The 18,373-nt window shown below is 63.5% G+C and carries 7 protein-coding genes; 4 read left to right on the top strand and 3 right to left on the bottom strand.

Annotated features, from left to right (window positions below; all coding sequences use genetic code 11):
- Both OA2633_RS05730 and OA2633_RS05725 read left to right on the top strand, forming a co-directional pair.
- Window positions 1-398: protein-disulfide reductase DsbD domain-containing protein (locus tag OA2633_RS05730; protein ID WP_009801547.1), on the top strand; the 398-nt coding region annotated here is incomplete at its 5' end.
- A 157-nt stretch (window positions 399-555) separates the two neighbouring features.
- On the top strand, window positions 556-2,535 hold the full coding sequence (locus tag OA2633_RS05725; RefSeq protein WP_162010974.1) for a thioredoxin family protein: 1,980 nt from the start codon (window positions 556-558) through the stop codon (window positions 2,533-2,535).
- 190 nt (window positions 2,536-2,725) lie between these two features.
- Here the strand turns inward: OA2633_RS05725 and OA2633_RS05720 are convergent, their stop codons facing one another.
- Window positions 2,726-7,657 carry an autotransporter domain-containing protein gene (locus OA2633_RS05720; protein WP_162010973.1) on the bottom strand — a complete coding sequence of 1,644 codons (4,932 nt, stop codon included), beginning with the start codon at window positions 7,655-7,657 and terminating at the stop codon, window positions 2,726-2,728.
- Window positions 7,658-7,969: 312 nt separating this feature from the next.
- On the opposite strand from OA2633_RS05720, the gene OA2633_RS15245 reads away from it, so the two are divergent.
- Both OA2633_RS15245 and OA2633_RS05710 read left to right on the top strand, forming a co-directional pair.
- Entirely contained in the window at window positions 7,970-9,049 is a 1,080-nt protein-coding gene (locus tag OA2633_RS15245; RefSeq protein ID WP_009801544.1) for a sensor histidine kinase, read from the top strand.
- Window positions 9,027-9,803 carry a LytTR family DNA-binding domain-containing protein gene (locus tag OA2633_RS05710; protein ID WP_009801543.1) on the top strand — a complete coding sequence of 259 codons (777 nt, stop codon included), beginning with the start codon at window positions 9,027-9,029 and terminating at the stop codon, window positions 9,801-9,803. Before OA2633_RS15245 ends, OA2633_RS05710 begins: the two co-directional genes overlap by 23 nt.
- Before the next feature lie 68 nt (window positions 9,804-9,871).
- On the opposite strand, the gene OA2633_RS05705 is transcribed toward OA2633_RS05710, so the two are convergent.
- Window positions 9,872-16,435: an Ig-like domain-containing protein gene (locus OA2633_RS05705; protein WP_009801542.1), complete on the bottom strand. Its 6,564-nt coding sequence runs from the start codon at window positions 16,433-16,435 to the stop codon at window positions 9,872-9,874.
- Between the two features lie 454 nt (window positions 16,436-16,889).
- Complete coding sequence (locus tag OA2633_RS05700; protein ID WP_009801541.1) at window positions 16,890-18,278, bottom strand: M24 family metallopeptidase; 1,389 nt, start codon at window positions 18,276-18,278, stop codon at window positions 16,890-16,892.
- Window positions 18,279-18,373: the final 95 nt, after the last annotated feature.

Genomic DNA, 18,373 nt, shown 5'->3' with positions numbered 1-18,373 from the left:
CCCAGCCTGTCAATGTCGAGGTCGTTGCGCCTGAGTCGGTAGCGCCCGGGACGCCGTTCGAGATCGAGGTTCGCGTTGAACTGGAAAGGGGCTGGTATCTGTACGCCCCCACAGGGGTGAATGCCGGTCAGGGGCTTGTCGAGACGTCCGTGTCGATGCGCGATCATGAGTATGCGCAATTCGCCGACGCCCGGTTTCCCGAGCCCATCTCCTTTGGCGCTTACGATATCCTGACAGGTGAGGTCGTCAGCCTGTTTCAGCCTGTGAGGTTTCACCCCCGCACGCCATCCGGAGACATGCTGATCCGAGGCATGGTGGAATACCAGACCTGCGACGGCGACACGTGTCTGCCGCCTATCGAACACCCGATCCGGGTTTTGCTGCGTGTTGAAGACTAGGCGCAACCGGTTGAGCTTGAGGCGCGTCCCAGGCAGGCTTCAGAACGCTGTTCGCATGCTGGCTGTCGCCCTGGCCCTGTCGCTCTCTTGCCTCGCGCCCAGCCGCGCACAGCCTCTTCCCGAAAATGCGTCGCCGGTAGAGGCGACCCTTAGCCCCGTGTCTGTCCGCATGGAGCCGGGTGGCGCCGCCGATGTGCGCATCAGGCTGGAGCATCAGCCCGGCTGGAGCACGTTCTGGATCAATCCCGGTGCGGGTGAAGCCATTGTCGCACGGTGGGAGGCGCCAGAGGGGTGGAGCGTCGAAGCCGAGGGGTGGCCAACGCCGCGTCGGATCATGGACGGGGAGGGGCGTGTTTTTGGCTATGGCTATGATGAAACCCTTTTTCTGCCGTTCCGGATTGTGGCGCCGAACACTGCGCGTCCGGGCGACATCAAGAGCGTAGAGCTCGAGCTTCAGTGGCTTGCCTGTCGTGAACGGGACTGTGTTGAGGGTGGCGCAAGCCTGTCGCTCGATGTCGAGGTGTCCGCTTCAGCAGAGACCTCACGACCAGAAATGAACCCGGACGTTCTGACCCTCCCGGAGAGCGCTGATCAGTGGCGGTTTGATGCGAGCACCGCGCAGGGTGAATTCAGGCTGCAGATCATCGCTCCGGAAGTCATCGATGATCTGTACTTCTTCCCTGTAGAGCCCGTCATATGGCACGCGGATCCACAGACGGTGACTCGGGTTTCCTCAACCGAGCATGAGCTCTCCGTGCGGGCTGACCCTTTCTATCAGGGGGACAGGTCTCGCCTTTCCGGCGTTCTCGCTTTCACCGACGGGGAGGGCGCCTATCGGGGTGTGAGTGTTGCTCTGCCGCTGGATGCGCAGAGCCCTTCCAGTGAGGTCGCCGCCTCTGCAACGGCTCAAGGCGTATGGAAGGCGATCATGTTCGCTTTTCTGGGCGGGCTGATTCTGAATCTTATGCCCTGTGTCTTGCCGGTGCTGTCACTCAAAGCGATCGCTCTCGCGCGCACCGCCAGCCTGAAGCCGGCCGCGATGAGGGCGGATGGCTGGGCGTATGCTGCAGGTGTGTTGTCATGTTTCGGACTGATCGGACTGGCGGTCCTGATCGGCAGAAGCGTCATGCCAGCTGCCAGCTGGGGCAGCCAATTGCAGAATCCCGTCGTCGTCATGGGGTTGGCGCTTCTGATGACGGGCGTGGGTTTGAACCTCTTGGGCGTTCTGAAGCTCGGGGGCAGCTTGCAGCGGCTCGGGGGCGCTCTTCAGACGCGTCAGGGCCTGCGCGGCGCGTTCCTGACCGGCATGCTCGCCGTTCTTGTGGCGGCCCCTTGCACGGCGCCATTCATGGCGTCGGCTTTGGGGTATGCGATGATTGCATCCCCTCTGGGCGCACTGGCGGTGTTTGTGTCTCTGGGCGGCGGTTTGGCCCTGCCGTATCTCGTTATCACGCACGCCCCGGCGACGCAGCACCTGTTGCCGAAGCCTGGCCCATGGATGCAGGCCCTGCAGCAGGTTCTCGCCTTTCCCATGTTTGTAACCGCGATCTGGCTTCTCTGGGTGCTCGGCGCGCAGACCAGTCATGATGGAATGGCCATAGGCCTTCTGGCATGCCTGGCGCTGGCCGCTGCGGCCAAGGCGCTGTCCCATGGAGGGCGGGTTGGCCAGACCCTGGGCGCAAGCCTGATCGTTCTGGGGGCGAGCAGCGTGCTTCCCCTGGCCTGGCTCTCAGACGCTTCTGCATCCGCCGAGCTCGTTGAAAGCCAAGGAGGAGAGGGCTTCTCCCGGCAGGCCCTGGGATCGCTGCTCGCAGACGATCAGAAGGTCTTTCTCTATTTCACGGCTGACTGGTGCATCACCTGCAAAGTGAACGAAGCGACGGCGCTCAGGACGCAGGCCACGCTTGACCATTTTGAGCGCAATGACATTCGCTTGATGGTGGGCGACTGGACCCGTGAGGATCCGGAGATTTCCCGCTTCATTGCCGAGTACGGGCGCGCAGGGGTGCCTCTTTATCTCTATTTCGAGCAGGGGGCGGGGATTGATGAAGGCGTGATCCTCCCGCAGGTGCTGACAGAAGAGATTATCCGTCAGCACACGACCCAGTCGCTCCAAGGCGCCGAAGCCGGTCAATAAAGCGTCTCGCGTCATCGCGGCGTCATCCCAAGACCACCATTTTGTTGAAACCGCCGGGCAGCGCACACGACGCCTGAGGCGTTGAGAACGTCTTCGAGAAGAGACCATCCTGAATCCGGATACGAAAAGCCCCCGTCGAGGTGGGGGAACCTCGACGGGGGCAGGGAGGGAAGGAGCAGCTTGGGCGCTCCTAGAATTGCATCCGTCCTCCCAAGCGGATGGCCCCACCGGACTGGTCGCCGTCAAAGGCTTCCCCGGAGAGGCTCAGCACCAGGCCCGCGCCCGTCTCAAAAGAGGCTCCGAGTTCCAGACGGGTGTAGGATCCGGCCGGCTCGTCCTGCAAAGCCAGCTGGCTCGCGCCAGAGGCATAACGGGCCGTGTTCTCACCTGCGAGCTCTTCCACCCGATAGGCCGCTGCACTCGGACGAACCGTCCAGGCGCCGGCAGTGAAGGCGTGACCGACCCGGGCGCCAATCTCGGCCTTCAGGCTATCGCCGTCTTCCAGATCGAAGGTGCCGGTGGAGAACGCCGCCTCGTCCAGGGAGGCGGAGACCCAGCTCATCGACACTGTCGGTTCGACATGGGCATTACCGGACTGGAAACGGGCGCCCAGCTCGCCATTCAGACCCCAGGTGGTGACATCCACATTGCTACGCTCATTCGCGCTGACGACATTAAGGTCGAGCGTCCCGGTATCGAGCTTGCCGATCACGTTGGCGAAATAGCGCTGGGTGCTCCAGCCGCCATAGCCAGACAGGCTGACCGCCTCCATCTCCATCTCGTTGCCTGTGCCGTCAAACTGAGCGCGGCCATCGACATACCCCAATGCGGCTCCGAAATGCGCCGCGCCGGTGCGCCAGGTCAGGCCCGCTGAGACCGAGTTGGCGCTGAGATCGCGAGACAGGGTCTGGGACAAGGTGGCCCCGGCATATTGCGTGCTCAGGCTCATGTCTGCGCCGTTCCGGTCCGTGCTCGCGGCCTCGATCCAGCCTGAAAGGCCGTCGCCGCTTCCGCCTTGTGTTGAACGAGAGAGGGCGGCCTGCTGGCGGATGACCTGTACGCCTTCATGCCAGAGGTCTGTGGCGACGCCGCCGGCCTGGACAATCTCAAAGACCTCCACGTCGGGATTGGCGGCCAGGGTGAGACGGTTCGCAGACTGGCGCAGCGTCCACTGCATGAACCCGGCGTCCGCGGTTCCTGCGCTTATGCGGAAAGCGTCATCCGCTACAGGTTCGGTGAAGGTGATCAGGTCCACGCTGGCGTCAAGTGTCAGCCCGGCCTCGGCCGCGATCTCCACTTCGGTCGTGCCCTGAACCAGCCCGAAGGTGATGTCATCGGCCAGGACGCCACCGGCGCCGTCGCTGAGGACGTCGAACGCCAGCACACTGCCTTCGCCGCCCATGAAGGCGATGTCTGACAGATCAAGGCTGTCGCCGGCATCCCCATTGGCCAGGCTGAAGAGGCCCTGGTTTTCAAAACGCTCGAGACCGTCAAAGGCCGCGGCGCCATCAGTCACGAAGACCGAGCCGGTATTGACCAGGACATCCTCGCCGTCGCCGAACAGGCTGGTTCCGGAGGCGAGAAAGCGCCCGGCGATCTGAAGCGTGTCATCCCCGTCCGTCAGCTGGATGCGGCCTTGCAGAACGCCGCCTTCATCCACGGTCAGCGAAGCGCCGCTCGTGACCGGGGTCGCCGTGCCGCCCAGCGATTGCGCCGCGAGCACGCTCACCGGGTCTTCAGGGATGATCGGATCGTCTGGCACAAGGCCGGGCTCGATCACGATCGCGAACGCGCCGTCCGCACTGTCCACCTGACCGCCATCAGCGATAATCAGCTCGATGGCGCCGGCGCTGGCGATGCGAACGCCGGCCCCCAGCTCGGCACGGACATGGCCCTCGACCGTGGCGGTGACATCGCCGGTCTGGCTGACCAGATGCAGGCCGTCAGCATCCTGCCCGGACACCGAGATGTCGCCCGCCTGGACTGTGATGTCGCCTTCGGCCGTTTGTGCGCGAATCCCGTGGGCGCCGGCGCCCAGCGTCGTGACCGACTGGCTCTCTATGGCGACAGCCCCGTAATCGCTGCGGGCGTCGATGCCGTGGGAGGCCGGACCTTCGAATTCGAACAGACCACTCACGCTCAGGCCGAACTGGTAATCCGTGGTGGAGAAATAACGGGTGCGTTCGCCCGTAGTGGTGACGGCGCCGCTGACGATGATCACATCGCCATTGGCATGGGCCGCAATGCCGCGTGAGGAATCACCCGACGTGCTTACCGAACCGGCAGTGATCACGATGTCTCCATCAGGGATCGCACCGGGCAAGGGTTCATTTGCTGCGGCCTCGCCGGTCCCGAAGGACACACCGTCCTCGCCGGAACCCGGACCTTCATCCGGTTCGCCGTCCCCGATGATATACTCATCCGGATCGCGCATGAGCGGACCTTCGCCGCCATTCAGCCCGGTGCGGTTGATGGCCTGAATGCCATCGGACACATCGCCGGTGGTGACGATCTCACCGACCTCAATGTTCGCGCCTGACTGGCTCGCCGAGAACACCCCGACGGAATGCCGTCCGTCTGTCTGGATTTGACCCACACGGATATCGTTGAAGTTCTTCAGAGAAACGGCTCGGACGCCCGTTATGTAATCGCCGTCCGTCACGATGGAGTTGGCGCGGATATCGGTTCTTCCCCCGTCGCCTTCGTCAGCGCCGCTGAGCGTGCGGATGCCGCCCCCGCCGCCTTCACCGATCACGACGACATCACCGATCTCGGCCAGGATCGAGGCGTTGACGGAGATCACTTCCACCCCGGTCATCTTGGTGCCCTCGGTGCGGACGCTATTGGCCTGCACGCGGGCCTGACCGGTGACGGCGCCCACGGAAATGGCCTCGCCAAAGGGATCGGTTTCTCCCGGCGCCGTGTTCTCAAGCGTTGAGACCGCCGTGACGCTGTCGACGATGACGTGTGCGCCCAGATCGCCGCGGGCCCGTAACCCAATGACGCCGCCCACGCCGTCAACGTCCACGGTTCCAGCGGTGACATCGGCGCGACCGCCGGTCGCAAATACATTGATGCCATTCGTGTTCAAGCCGCTGGCAGTGACCTTGTCAGCCGTTACGGAGATGTCGGAATTGAAACTGCTGGCGGCGATGCCGATGACATTGCCATTAATCATGGTCGAAGCCGGGCCGCCGCCGGGATTGGGATCCACAGGCAGTTCGCCGCCGCCATCTCCGGGGATATACCGGTCACCGGAGACATCAATCTCGGTCACGTTGATGGCGATGTCACCATTGAAGGCGACCGCTTCAATGCCCGCGGAACTGTCGCCGGTTGTGGAGATCCGGCCTGCATTGACGGTGACGCCGCCATTGCTCGATTGCAGGCTTATGCCAGCGGACAAGGCGCCGTCCGTGGTGACGTCATTGACCTGAACGGACAGGTCTCCGCCTGCATCGGCATAAATGCCGGCCGCGCTTACGCCGGCCGTGGCGATGGTGTCCGCCGCGATGCTGACATCACCGAAGGTGTTGACGAAGATGCCGTCAGCGCCGTCGCCGACCGTCGAGAGGCTTCCTGAGCTGATCCGGACGTCTGATCCGCCGCCCAGACCGATGACGGAAATCCCGTCGCTATCCTCGCCCTGTGTTATGATGTCGCCGCTGATGATGTCGACTTCGCCCGTCTGGGTGAGAACCTGGATGCCGCTCGAGGAATCTCCGGAGGTTTCGACCAACTGGCTGTCAACAATGACGTTCTTGTCCGCTGTCAACCGAATGCCCGCGGAGTCAAAGCCTGCTGTGGAGAGCGCTTCGCTTAGTACAAGGACGTTTCCGGACTCACTGAGGAGTGAGATGCCGGTGGAGAAATCTCCCTGAGTTGATACAGCGCCGCTGCTAACGCTAACGTCACCAAAACGACTGCGAGCCAGAAGCCCGATCGCGCTTTCACCTGATGTCTGGATTTCATCGCTGATCACTATCGTATCGGTTTGTGCCGAGGCATGAATGCCGGTCGCGCCCGAGCCTGCGGTTGAGACGAAACCGCTTTCCACAAAGACATCGGCGCCATCGCTTATCGCCAGGATGCCTATGGCGGCGCCATTGGGCGTCGCCGGCAGGGTGTCTACCGGTTCACTGGGCGGGAAGGGATCGCCGCCTCCATCGCCCGGAGGCAGATCGCCGCCATCGCCAGGAGGCAGGTCTCCGCCATCACCGGGCGGCAAGTCGCCCCCATCGCCGCCTGCTATGGCTTCCCCCTGTGTGGAGACGCTGCCGCTGCGGACGGCCACGCTGCCATTGGAGCGGGCCAGGATGCCGATCGCGCCATCGCCCCGGGTCGCCAGGGTCTCGCTTTCCACATAGGCGATCTGGCCTGTACTGGACGCCACGATGCCGTGCGCCTGTTCGCCTTCGGTCTGTACGGATTCGCTGCGCACATAGGCGCTCATGCCGGCCTCTGCGACAATGCCATGGGCGCCGTCGCCAGAGGTGGTCACAGCGAGACTGTCGACAATGACAAAGTCGCTGGCTTCAGCCTGGATGCCGACGGCGTTCAAGCCGGATGTCTTCACTTCATTGCTCAGCAGCTGGACATCGCCGGACTCAGCGTGCGCCTGAATGCCGATGGCGCTGTCGCCGCTGGTCGTGACAGATTGGCTTTCAAGCGTGATAACGCCCGCCATGGCGGTAGCGTGAATGCCTATGGCGTCGGCGCCGGCAGTCGTCACATTGCCGCTGAAAACCTGTGTCCGGCTGCTGGGGAAAGCGCCCTCATTGCGAGCGACAATGCCCCTTGAGCCGATGCCGGTCGTTTCCACATCGCCGCTGACAATCAGGACTTCGCCATCATTGGCGAAGGATTGCGCGAAAATGCCGTCGGACATCGCGCCATGGGTCAGCACGTCATGGCTGTTGATGGTGACGCCGCCCAGAAAGGACCGCCCCAGGATCGCCGGTTTGCCGTCTTGATCGGTGACCAGAGGCGCGTCCACGACGATATCCACGTCCCCATCGGTCTCGACATGGATGCTCTGGCTCGGGGCGTCCTGAGCGCTGGCCCCAGGCTGCAGGGCCAGCAGGCCGCACCCAAGGGCGCTCGACAGGAGCCGAAGTCTCAAGCCTCGGTCCTTCACCAGGCCGGCTTGAATCAATGAAAACTGTTGCATGCTTGAACATTCTCCCCTCTGTGCTTGGGCGTGGCTTTGGAAGCCCGCCCGTTGAAGCGGGACATACTCTGCGTGCGGGGGGAGCGCGCCAGCGCAAAGTCATGAACGCGGCCATGAGCGCGATCAGAGGCTGGAAATGCCACCAACGACCTGATTTATCGGGTGAACGACCTAGCGGGCAAATTGAATGGCCTGCACGGTCCGGTCTAGTATTGCCGGATGGGGACCACACAGATACCGGACCGTCGGCAAAGGCCGTCTTTCATGCCCAATTCGCCGCTCGTCAGAGAAACGCTCATTGCGTTCGGGCTGATCATGCTGTGCTGGGGGTTCTATTTCTTCACCCGGATCGTGCTCGACTTTGTGCGCGTCAGGGATGTGCTCGGCTTTCTTCCCGGGCGTCTCGTCGTGATCGGCGTGGGCGCCTGTCTGTCCTTGTGCATGTATGCCGTGTTGCGCTTTTTCTGGGGGCGATCAGTCTGGCTGACGGCCGCCCTCGTAGTGCTGGCCTCCACTGTCACCGCCATCCCCTTCGCGGTCTTCAACTGGTGGATGATCACGACATTTTCGGCGGCCAATCAGCCCTTGTTTCTGCATAGCCTGGTGGCCTGGTCGGCGAGCGTGCACATTTTCTTCGCCCAGAGCGTCGTGCTGGTGGCGTTCCTGTATGCGCGGCAGCTGAGGCAGCGTGAAGCGGATGCGATCCAGGCCGAGAAGTCCCAGCGACAGGCCGAGCTGCGCGCGCTCCGCTATCAGGTCAATCCGCATTTCCTGTTCAACGCGCTGAACTCGGTCTCCGCCTTGCTGACGTCGAGGCGTGTGGAGGAGGCTGAGCGCATGGTGGACATGCTGGCGAGCTATTATGAGCGCGCCCTGATCGCGCCTCAGGCCGAGCTGGCACCGGTCCGGGACGAGATAGAGGCCCAGCTGCGCTATCTCGATATTGAGCGGATCCGTTTTCCCGACCGGCTGGAGGTCGAAGTGGTTTTGCCCGAGGCGCTGGAGCAGGCGCTGGCGCCAACCTTGATGATCCAGCCCCTGATCGAGAACAGCATCAAGCACGCCGTCTCCGCGCACACGACGACCGTGACCGTTCGTATCGCCGTGTCAAAACTGGCGGATTCACTGGTGATCGAGGTTTCGGACCGGTGTGCCGAGGCGCCCGATGCGAGCGTCCGAGCAGGCACGGGGACAGGCCTGAACAATATCAGAAATCGTCTGGCGGCCGTGTATGGCGATCAGGCGGCGCTTGAAGCGGGCCCGGTTGCGGGCGGCTTCCGCTCTGTTCTGGCGCTGCCATTGCGTTTCAAGGAGAGCCAGGATGAGAGTCTGCTTCGCGGATGATGAGCCGCTGGCGCGTGAACGCATGCGCAAGATGCTCGCCCTTGATGAGGATATCGAGATCTGCGGCGAGGCGCAGAATGGCGAGGACATGATCGCCCTGATCCAGGCTGAGGAACCCGAGCTGGTCTTTCTGGATATCGAGATGCCCAAGCTCGATGGCTTCGATGTTGTGGAGGCGCTGGCGCAAGCCACCTTCCGCGATGAGCCGCCCTTGTTCATTTTTGCGACGGCCTTTCCGGCCATGGCGGCCCAGGCCTATGACACGGGCGCGATCGATTTCCTGACCAAGCCCATCCGGCCCGCCCGGCTCGAGCTGGCGTTGTCTCGCGCACGGCAGCTTCTGCGCTCGCGTGAAGCGATGAGCCGTCTGGAGAAACTGCAATCGCATCTTGAGGGATTGCGCGAGACCCGGTCGCGCTCCAGCCAGGGGCCTGTGTCCATCTGGGTGAGCAATGGCGGACAGAATATCCGGGTGGAGCCATCCCAGATCGAATACGTGTCCGCTGAAGCGGAGTATATACGCTTGCATATTGGCGAGCGCAGCCTGCTGCACCGGCAATCCATCAGCGCCTTTGAGGAAGAGATGGCGGAGGAAGGCTTCATTCGCGTCCATCGCTCCTACATCGTCCCCGCTCGCGATTGCATCCAGACCTCACGCACGTCATGGGGCGGGCTTCTGGTTCATTTGCGCAACGGCCAGGTCATTCCAGTCGGGCGCAAATTCAAGGACAAGCTTCAGGCCCTCATGGGCTGAGCTGCAAAGGCAGGGGGCCGCATCGCCTTTGCGATGCGGCCCCTTTTTTCATGCGCGTGCAAAGGGGTCTAGAAGGGCAGTCGGATTTCGAGGCGGCCGCTATTGGCCGAGAAATCGCCGTTCCCAAGTCCGTCGAGCCGGACTTCGCCTGACAGCATTGCGCCGTCTGACAATCTGGCCCGCAGGCTCAGACCCGCATCCGCCCGCAGCGCGCCTGTGGAGATGCGCTGGCCCAGCTCATCCATCAGGGCGGCAGGGTCGTAATCCCAGACGCCGTTCAGGCTCAGACCCGGCTCCCACCAGCTGCCGTTCCGACGTTCAAAGCGATAGGAGACCTCCGGTCCCGCCTGCAGCCGTCCGATCCGGATCGTCTGTTCGGGAATCTCGATGCCCAGCGAATCCGTGTAACCGCCCTGTGTCTCCTCGAAATGCGCCAGGGAGATCGAGGGCCGGACACGCCAGTTGGCCGATTGCCATTCCCCGCTCAGATTGGCGCGGATCATCAGCCGGTCCGTGTCGAACTCATCTTCATAAAGGCCAAGCGGATCGACAGTGTTCTGTGACTGGCCCCACATCGCCAGCATATCGAGCCAGGCGCCGTCGGCGAGACTCCAGACCATATAAGGCCCGGCCATCCAGCCCTCGCCCTCGACGCGAGCCCCGCGCAAGGCCCCGGCGCTTTCCGCGATCTCGCCTGAGCGATCATCCATCCAGTCGCGCTGGACCATGACCCCTACCAACGCACTGTCACCCAGTGTCCAGTCCGCGCCGATCTGCAACAGACCGAAATCACTGGACACATCTCCCCCGTCGCGATCATCGGACAAGGCGCTGAAATCAGCGCGCATCCAGACGTCAAGTCTGTGACGATCCTGGTCATGAAGGTCCGCAGTCCCCGGCATTTGAGGTTGGGCTGCCTGCACATGATTGCGAATGCCAGACAGGCTGGTCGCCAGGCTCAGCGCCTTGCGGCCGCCCTCGATATGGGCGCTGAACCGGCCGGGGGTATCGGTCTCGCGTTCGCGCAGGCGTTGGGACAGATCCGGAGCCGCCGCCAGAATGCGATCAGCGCGCCGGATCATGAAATTGTTGATGGCGCGCTGGGTCGCCAGCCGGACCGCATCCTCGTCACGGGTATTGGAGAATGTGCAGGTTATGGCTTCGTTCGGATCAAGGTCGATCAGGACCCGCTCGTCGCTCAGCGTGATGACCGAGCCGTCATCCGTATCGCCCGAGCAGCTGATTTCATCGAGACGCCAGCCTTCAGGCGCGGACTGGCTGACGTCATAGAGGCCCGCTTCCTTTTCAAAGCTGGCGGAGGCGGCGGAGCCGCCAACCGTCGTCAGCTGGAGGCCGTCAAGATCCGCATCGCTGGAGGCGTAGAGGAAGGTGGCGTCGCGCTGGACGCCGCCCGGCGTTGTCGCAACCAGCTGGATGGAGCCGAAACGCTCCTCGATGGTCACGGTCAGGGGGATCTCCACAATGATGGATTCCGTCGCCGCCCGGCCCGTCGCGCTGGGTCTCATCAACGGGCTTGCAGGCAGGTCGCGAACGACCGTGATGACGCCCGAATAGACGCCCGCGGGCAGATCGACCGCTTCGGGCAGGACCTGCACATTCAGCAAGATATCGCCAAGCGCCGGAATGACCCCGGACACAGGGTCAACCGCGATCCAGGGCACGTCGACCTCGATACGGAAGTTCAGCGACTGGCTGCCCGGATTGCCGATCCGGACCTCCGCCTTGATATCGGTCACATCGCCCGTGGTCTGGTCGATCACGATCTCCACATCCTGTGTGCCGGTGATCGCTTCTATGATGGCTTGGGCGGCTTCATTGCCATTGCCAGCCTGATCGGACGCGGCCGCGCTCGCGACCTCAACCATGATCAGGCCTGCGGTGGCGGGCGTGATCAGAGCAGTGAAGCTGCGATCGCTTTCAATCATGAAGTCGGAAACGGCGCCATTGGTGACAATGATGTCGGATGCTTCAAAGCCGCTCACCCTCTCATCAAAGGTGAAGCGGGCGGTGAAGGCGCCTTCCGTTGTGGCGCCGGGCAGGTCGATGGTCAGAACCGGCGCCGTGCTGTCGACGCTGACCCTCAGCGTGTCTGCGGCAAGGTTGGGGTTGCCGGCTGCATCCACGGCGACACCCGCCGCCAGGTCAATCGTCACTTCGGCATCGGTCGTTGGCGTGATTGTCACTGCATACTGCGCCTCAGAGCCGGTCAGGGCGGAAGCTGCGCCATTGCTGACAGCCAGGTTTTCCAGAGCCAGACCGCTCACCGGTTCGGAGAAGTTGATCGTCACGTCGAAGGGGCCCGCAGCGAGACCGTTTCCGGCCCGGGTCAGAGTGACAGTCGGCGATGTGGCGTCGTTGAAAGTGGCAAAGCGGTCTGCCGCCAGATTCCCGTTCCCGGCCGCGTCTTCAGCCGCATTGGCCGCCACGTCCACTGTGACGGGGCCGTCATCGGATGGGGTGATGAGAGCCGTATAAATCTGTTCTGAGGTGGCGTTGAAGTCAGACGCCGATCCGTTGCCTACCTGTATGTCGTCCAGGGTGAAGCCGGATACGATCTCGGAGAAGGTGATCGTCACTGCGAACGGACCGGACAGAGCTGCATCAGACGGACCGCTAATCTCTGCGCTCGGCGCTGTGTTGTCAGTGGTGCGCGACACTTGCGCGGCGGCGCTGTTGGAGTTTCCGGCGGCGTCTGTTGCGACGCCGGCGCCCAGATCCACCGTCACGACGCCATCGTCACTTGGCGAGATCGTCACTGTGTAAGCCGAAGGACTGAGCGAAGTCAGGTCTGACGCAACGCCATTGCTCACCGTCAGGTCGCCAAGAGCAAACCCTGTCACAGCCTCCGTGAAGGTGATCGAGAGCGTAAAGGGTCCCGACGCCGGGGCGTTCGAGGCCGTGGAAAGCGTCACGCCAGGCGAAGTGTTGTCCAGAGTGTAGCTCTGGTCGACGCCGGGTTCGCCCGCTGGCAGGGCGTTGCCTGCTAGGTCCGTGATGTCCTGTCCGCCGGAAAGATTAAGGCTGACCGAGCCGTCCAGCGCCGCCAGATCTCCGCCCGAAAGGGTCAGCGAGTAGTTGGCGCCGGAACCGGAGAGCACGCCTGTCGCCGTTGTGCCCGGATTGTTGAAATCATCGGCAGTGACATTAGACACTGCTTCACTGAAGCTGATGGCGAACACCAGCGTATCCGAATTGGTCAGCGCGTCGCTGGGGCTTTGTCTCTGAAACGCCGTCAGCACCGGAGGCGTCGCATCAGTCGCCGTGAGCGAGGCGGTCGCTGAGGCGCTCGCGCCCAGTGAAGAGGTCAGGGCGCCGGATGTAATGGTGAAGGCGCCCGCTGAATCCGGAATGACGTCGACGCTGATGGAACACGTCGCGCCGGCTGCAACCGAGCCGCTGCCATAGCTGAGGCTGCTGGCCCCGCCAGAGGCTGTCAGCGCGCCGCCCGTACAGGTGGTGGCGGCGTTTGGCGAGGAGGCGAGGGTCAGTCCGGAGGGCAGGGTGGTTGTAAAGCCGAGCGCCGTTGCAGGGACCACGTTACTCCCATTGTTGATCGTGAAGGTCAGGGTCGCCGTGCCGCCGACCGCGACCGTATTGGGTGAGAAGGCGGCGGTGAAACCGGGCGCATTAGGATTGCTAATGATGTAGCTGCGCTCGTCGGTTCCGGAAGGCGTTGTGCTGGCGAGCGCGTTTGCGGACGCATCGGCAATGTCATTGCCGCCCGCGATGTTCAGCGTGATGGTGGCGTTCAAACCGGCCATGTCGCCGCCCGAGACGGTGACGTCATAGGTGCTGCCCGACCCGGTCACGCCTGTGGACGCGCCGGAGGGCCCGCTGATGGTGAAGTCCGCCGCGCCGACATTGACCACGGATTCGCTGAAAACCACGCGCCAGGTCACGGCGTCCGCGTCTGTGGTTTCGCTGGCGGGGGTCAGGCGCGTGATGGAGGTGACGGTCGGCGACGTGCCGTCCGTCACGGTCAGTCCGCCAGATGCGGTCCCGCTATTGCCCAGCGATGACGTCAGGCTTCCTGTCGTGTTTGTGTAGTTTCCGGCCGTGCTGGAGGTGACGTTCACCGACACCGTGCAGCTGCCGGAGGCGGATACGGTTCCGCCGCTATAGCTGATGCTTCCCGCGCCAGACGCAGCGGTCAGGGTTCCCCCTGTGCAGCTGGTTGAGGCGTTGGGCGTCGCCGCGACGATCACATTCGCGGGCAGGGTGTTGGTGAAGTCCAGCGATGTGGCGTTCACCACATTGGCGCTGTTGTCGAGGGTGTAGGTCAGCGTGCTGGCGGCGCCTTGAGCCATGCTCGACGGGGAAAAGGCCAGGCTGAAAGCGGGCGGCGTCGGATTGCTGATAAGGAAAGTGTTGTCATTGGCGCCGATCGGCGTGGTGTTGCTCAGCGCATTGGCCGATGTATCGGCGATGTTCTGGCCTGGGGCGAAGCTCAGGGTGACCGTGCCGTTCATCCCGCTCAGGCTGCCGCCCGTGGCGCGCACCGTATAGCTCGCGCCTGAACCCAGTACCGTGATGGAGGGCGCAACGCTGGCGCCGCTCACCACGAAGTCCGTGCTGTCCACATTGTTCACGGTTTCATTGAACGCCACGGCCCAGTCGAGCGTGCTTGCGCTGGTGGGCGATGTGGTTGGGTTGGACCGCGTGACCGACTGAACACGCGGCGCGGTGGCGTCCGCATCATCATTGTTGATCGTCAGGGTGGCGGTGTCGCTGATGTCTACGCCCAGGCTGGTGCCCGCCAGATTGCTCATGGCGATGTTCACCGTCTCGGCGGCCTCGATGGCGCTATCGCTGGTGGGCGTGACGGTGAAGGTCTGCGTTTCGCTGGCCGTGCCTGCGAAGGTGAGGGTTTGCCCCGAAACCGCGGTGTAATCTGAGTTGGCCGTCGTCGCGGTTCCATCGCTGGTGGACACATCGACCGTGAAGCCGCCCTGCACGGCGTTGGACAGGGTAGCGGTGAAGGTGACCGCGCCTGCATCCTCGTCGCCAAAGGCGTCGGCGATGGTCACAGCCGCCGTATCGTCATTGTTGAAGGTCACCGTGGCGGTGTCGGTGATGGTGACGCTAAGGGCCGTCGCGGCGAGATTGCTCATCGACACGCTGACGGTCTCGTTCGCTTCCAGCTTCGTGTCCGAGGTCGGGGTGATCGTGAAGGTCTGGGTCTCACTGGCCGTCCCGGCGAAGGTCAGGGTCTGGCCGGATAGGGCCGTGTAGTCTGAATCCGCGGTTGTCGCCGTCCCGTCTGCGCTTGAAACATCGACCGTAAAGCCGCCCGCCACGGCATTGTCGAGCGTGGCGGTAAGAGTAATCGCGCCATTGTCCTCATTGGCGGAGACGTCAGCGATCGTGACGGCGGCGCTGTCATCATTGCTGATCGTCAGGGTGGCGGTGTCGCTGATGTCGACCGTGCCGGACGCGCCAGTGAGATTGCTCATGGCGATCGTCACGGTCTCGTTCGGCTCGACCTTGGTGTCCGCGCCGGGCGTGATCGTGAAGGTCTGTGTTTCGCCCGATGTCCCGGCAAAGGTGAGGGTCTGGCCCGAAACGGCGGTGTAGTCCCCGTCCGCCACCGTGGCGGTGCCGTCCGCCGTCGACACATCGACGGTGAACCCGCCCTGCACCGCTGCAGACAGGGTGGCCGTAAAGGTCACTGCGCCCCCGTTCTCGGCCTGGGACACATCGGCGATGGTGACGGCGGCGCTGTCATCGTCCGTGATGGTGACGGTCGCCTGTTGCGTTCCGCTCTCGGTCGCGCCATCGCCCCCGCTGACGCTGGAAATGTCGACGATGATGGTCTCATTGCCTTCCGCGATGGCGTCCGAAGCCGCGCTCAGGGTGACCGAGCCGGTCGTGCTGCCGGAGGGGATGGTGATGGAGGTATTGCTCGCGGTGTAATCGGTCCCGCCGCCGGACGCCGTCCCGCTGAAGGCGAGGTTCACCGTGGTCGCCGTGGAGGCCGTATCCGACAGGGTGGCGGTGACGGTCGAGCTGCCGCCCGTCTCGCCCATGCTGGCCGGAGAGGCGGCGAGCGTGACGGTGGGCGGCGTGCCCACATTGCTGATGGTGACCTGGGAAATGGGCTGCAGGGTGTTGCCGTCCGAGGGCACGATGCGGAAGCCGTAAATGCCGTCAAAATCCGTATTGGCGCTCAGATTGATCTCGGTCTGGCTGGAGCCCGGAGAATAGGCCACGGCCGAGCCGATCGGCGCATAGGACGCGTTCAGCGGCTGAATGGTTGTCGAGGCGGTGGCCGCGGTCCAGATGCTGTCGAGGTCGAACTGGCTGGCGGACCGGAATTCGAGCGAGTTGAACAGGCCCGCGCTGCCTTCGCCGCGAATCCAGCCCGCGCTGGGCGCGCCTGTCAGCGTGCTGGTCCCGAGCCGCAGCCGCGTCGTGGTGGCGCCGGGATCGGTCGCGACCACAACCGTCCAGCCCTGTACGGTGGTCGAGAAGGAGCCGCTCGTGCTCTGGTCAATCACAAAGCCGTTCGTGCCCGTGTTGAAGTCCGTGGTTTGCCCCCAGGCGGTCCCACACAACACTCCCGCGAGCGCCATGACGGCCGTGCGCGCCGCATTCCAGACCCAGCTGTTCATAATCGTCCCTCTCCCTCGCGCCGTCTCAGCGGCGCGGGACCCAAAATCTCAGGGAAGCTCTTGTTGTCAGGCGTGAGTGTTCACGACAGAGCGGACGAGTGCACAGGCAGAGCCTGTGACGCTGCGGATTCCTGCATCATGAACTGATGGCCCCCCAGCCTGATCTGCCGCAAAGCCTTGAGAGACTTCCACGTAACAAGGGCTGGATAGGGCGCCGGCCAGGCGCCAGAAAGCGGCCTGGCCCAAGAATGTCATGAACACCCTGATTTACCCGATAAACGACAAGGCGCCCCTCATCAGGGAGGCTGATCGGAGATGTCCGGAAGGCAGGGGGGGTGAGAGTCTTCCGCGCCCCACGCTCAGGTCAGCCGCCTCATTCCGGGGTGATGCCGAATATGACGGCGCCACCCTATTCAGGCGGGGTAAACCGATCTCCTGCTCCGGCTCCGTGAACCTATTGTCCCGAACCGATCAGCTTGATCTCGGTCTGGCGGCCGTCGAGGAAGCGTATGGTTTCACCGTCAAAGAAGGCGTCTTCCTCGGTGCGGAAATCCACGATCTGGCCGCCCCATTCGGGTACGGCGTTATAGGAGGTCAGCTCGATCGACCAGGCAGTGTTGGCGTTGATCAATCCGGCGCCGCGCGGATCGGCGTCCTGATTGTCCCAGAAGCCGATGGCCGGGCCGGCGCCATGGCCGTGCGTGCCGATGGGATGGGAATAAATGGACGGGTCGAGCCCTTCCGCAATCGCCTCTTCGCGCGCCCGCGCGAGCACCTCATTGCCGCTCAGCCCCGTTTCGAAATGCGACATCAGAATGTCCTGAACCCGATTGCTGGCGGCGAGGCCTTGGCGCAGCCCTGCGGGCGCTTCGGTCTCGCCGGGCCTGAGCACATAGGCGAGATGCTGGGTGTCGGTGCTGAGCCTTAGATAGGTGATGCCAAAATCGGTCCAGAGAAGATCGCCCGGTTCGATCACGGTATCGTCGCGCAGCATGGCGTCGGCGCCTTCGCGCTGGATGCCGATGGAGGGGTGGAACCAGGGTTCCAGGCCCAGGCGGGACAATTCCTCGCGATACCACCAGACGACGTCGTCAGCGGTGGTCACGCCCGGCGTGATCACGGCATTGGAAAAGGCTTGGTCGATGAGGGCGTGGGCGATGCGCACCACGCCGGGATAGATTTCAAGCTCCGAGGGTGTGCGGGTTTCCAGCCAGCGCACGGCGAGCGTTTCACCCGAGACGATGCGCTCGTGATAGTCGGCGGGCAGGGCGTTCATCATGAGCCGGTACTGGCTCAGCGTCATGCCGTCGCCAAAGGCGGTCAGATCGGAAAAGTTGATGGCGATAGTGGCGGGGTTTCTGTCTGCGATGATGTCCGCCACGGCCTGCCACTGGTCCGGCTCTTCGTCGGGATCCCAAGACGGTTCGAACAGGCCCGCCAGACCATAGCGGCTGACGGTCAGCCGCTCGATGGGCTGGCCCTCGCCGGGATCTGAGAAGATGAGGATGGTGCGGCGGCGCGCCGCCATGCTGCGCGCATCCAGCAGGCTTTCCACTACCGGCTCCTCGAAATATTCCCGCGCCATCAGCACCCACATGGAGACGCCCTGTTCGCGCATGATCTGCGGGATGATCGTGTCCAGCCGCTCCTCGAGAATGCGATCGATCACCTCGGCCCGGTCGCGCAAAGGCAGGATGGGCGGAAGCTCGGGATGGCTGTGCTCGACCTCGCTCATGGGAAATACCGGCGGAGACGACTCCTGCGCCTGGGCCGACATCCCCGTCATGAAGCCGGCCAGCGTGACGGTCAGGCAAAGGGCGAGGTGTGTGTTCAGGCATGTCATAGCGGGCGCTTTCGGTGTTGAAGGCGTTTTGATGAGGCGTTGCGGCGAAGCCGGATGGCTCTGGAGCGGCAAGTATGACACGCATCATCGCGGCG

This window comes from Oceanicaulis sp. HTCC2633 (genome assembly GCF_000152745.1).
Classification (GTDB): domain Bacteria; phylum Pseudomonadota; class Alphaproteobacteria; order Caulobacterales; family Maricaulaceae; genus Oceanicaulis.
The sequence above is the reverse complement of the archived record's forward strand: the minus strand, read 5'-3'. Positions and strand labels throughout refer to the sequence as shown.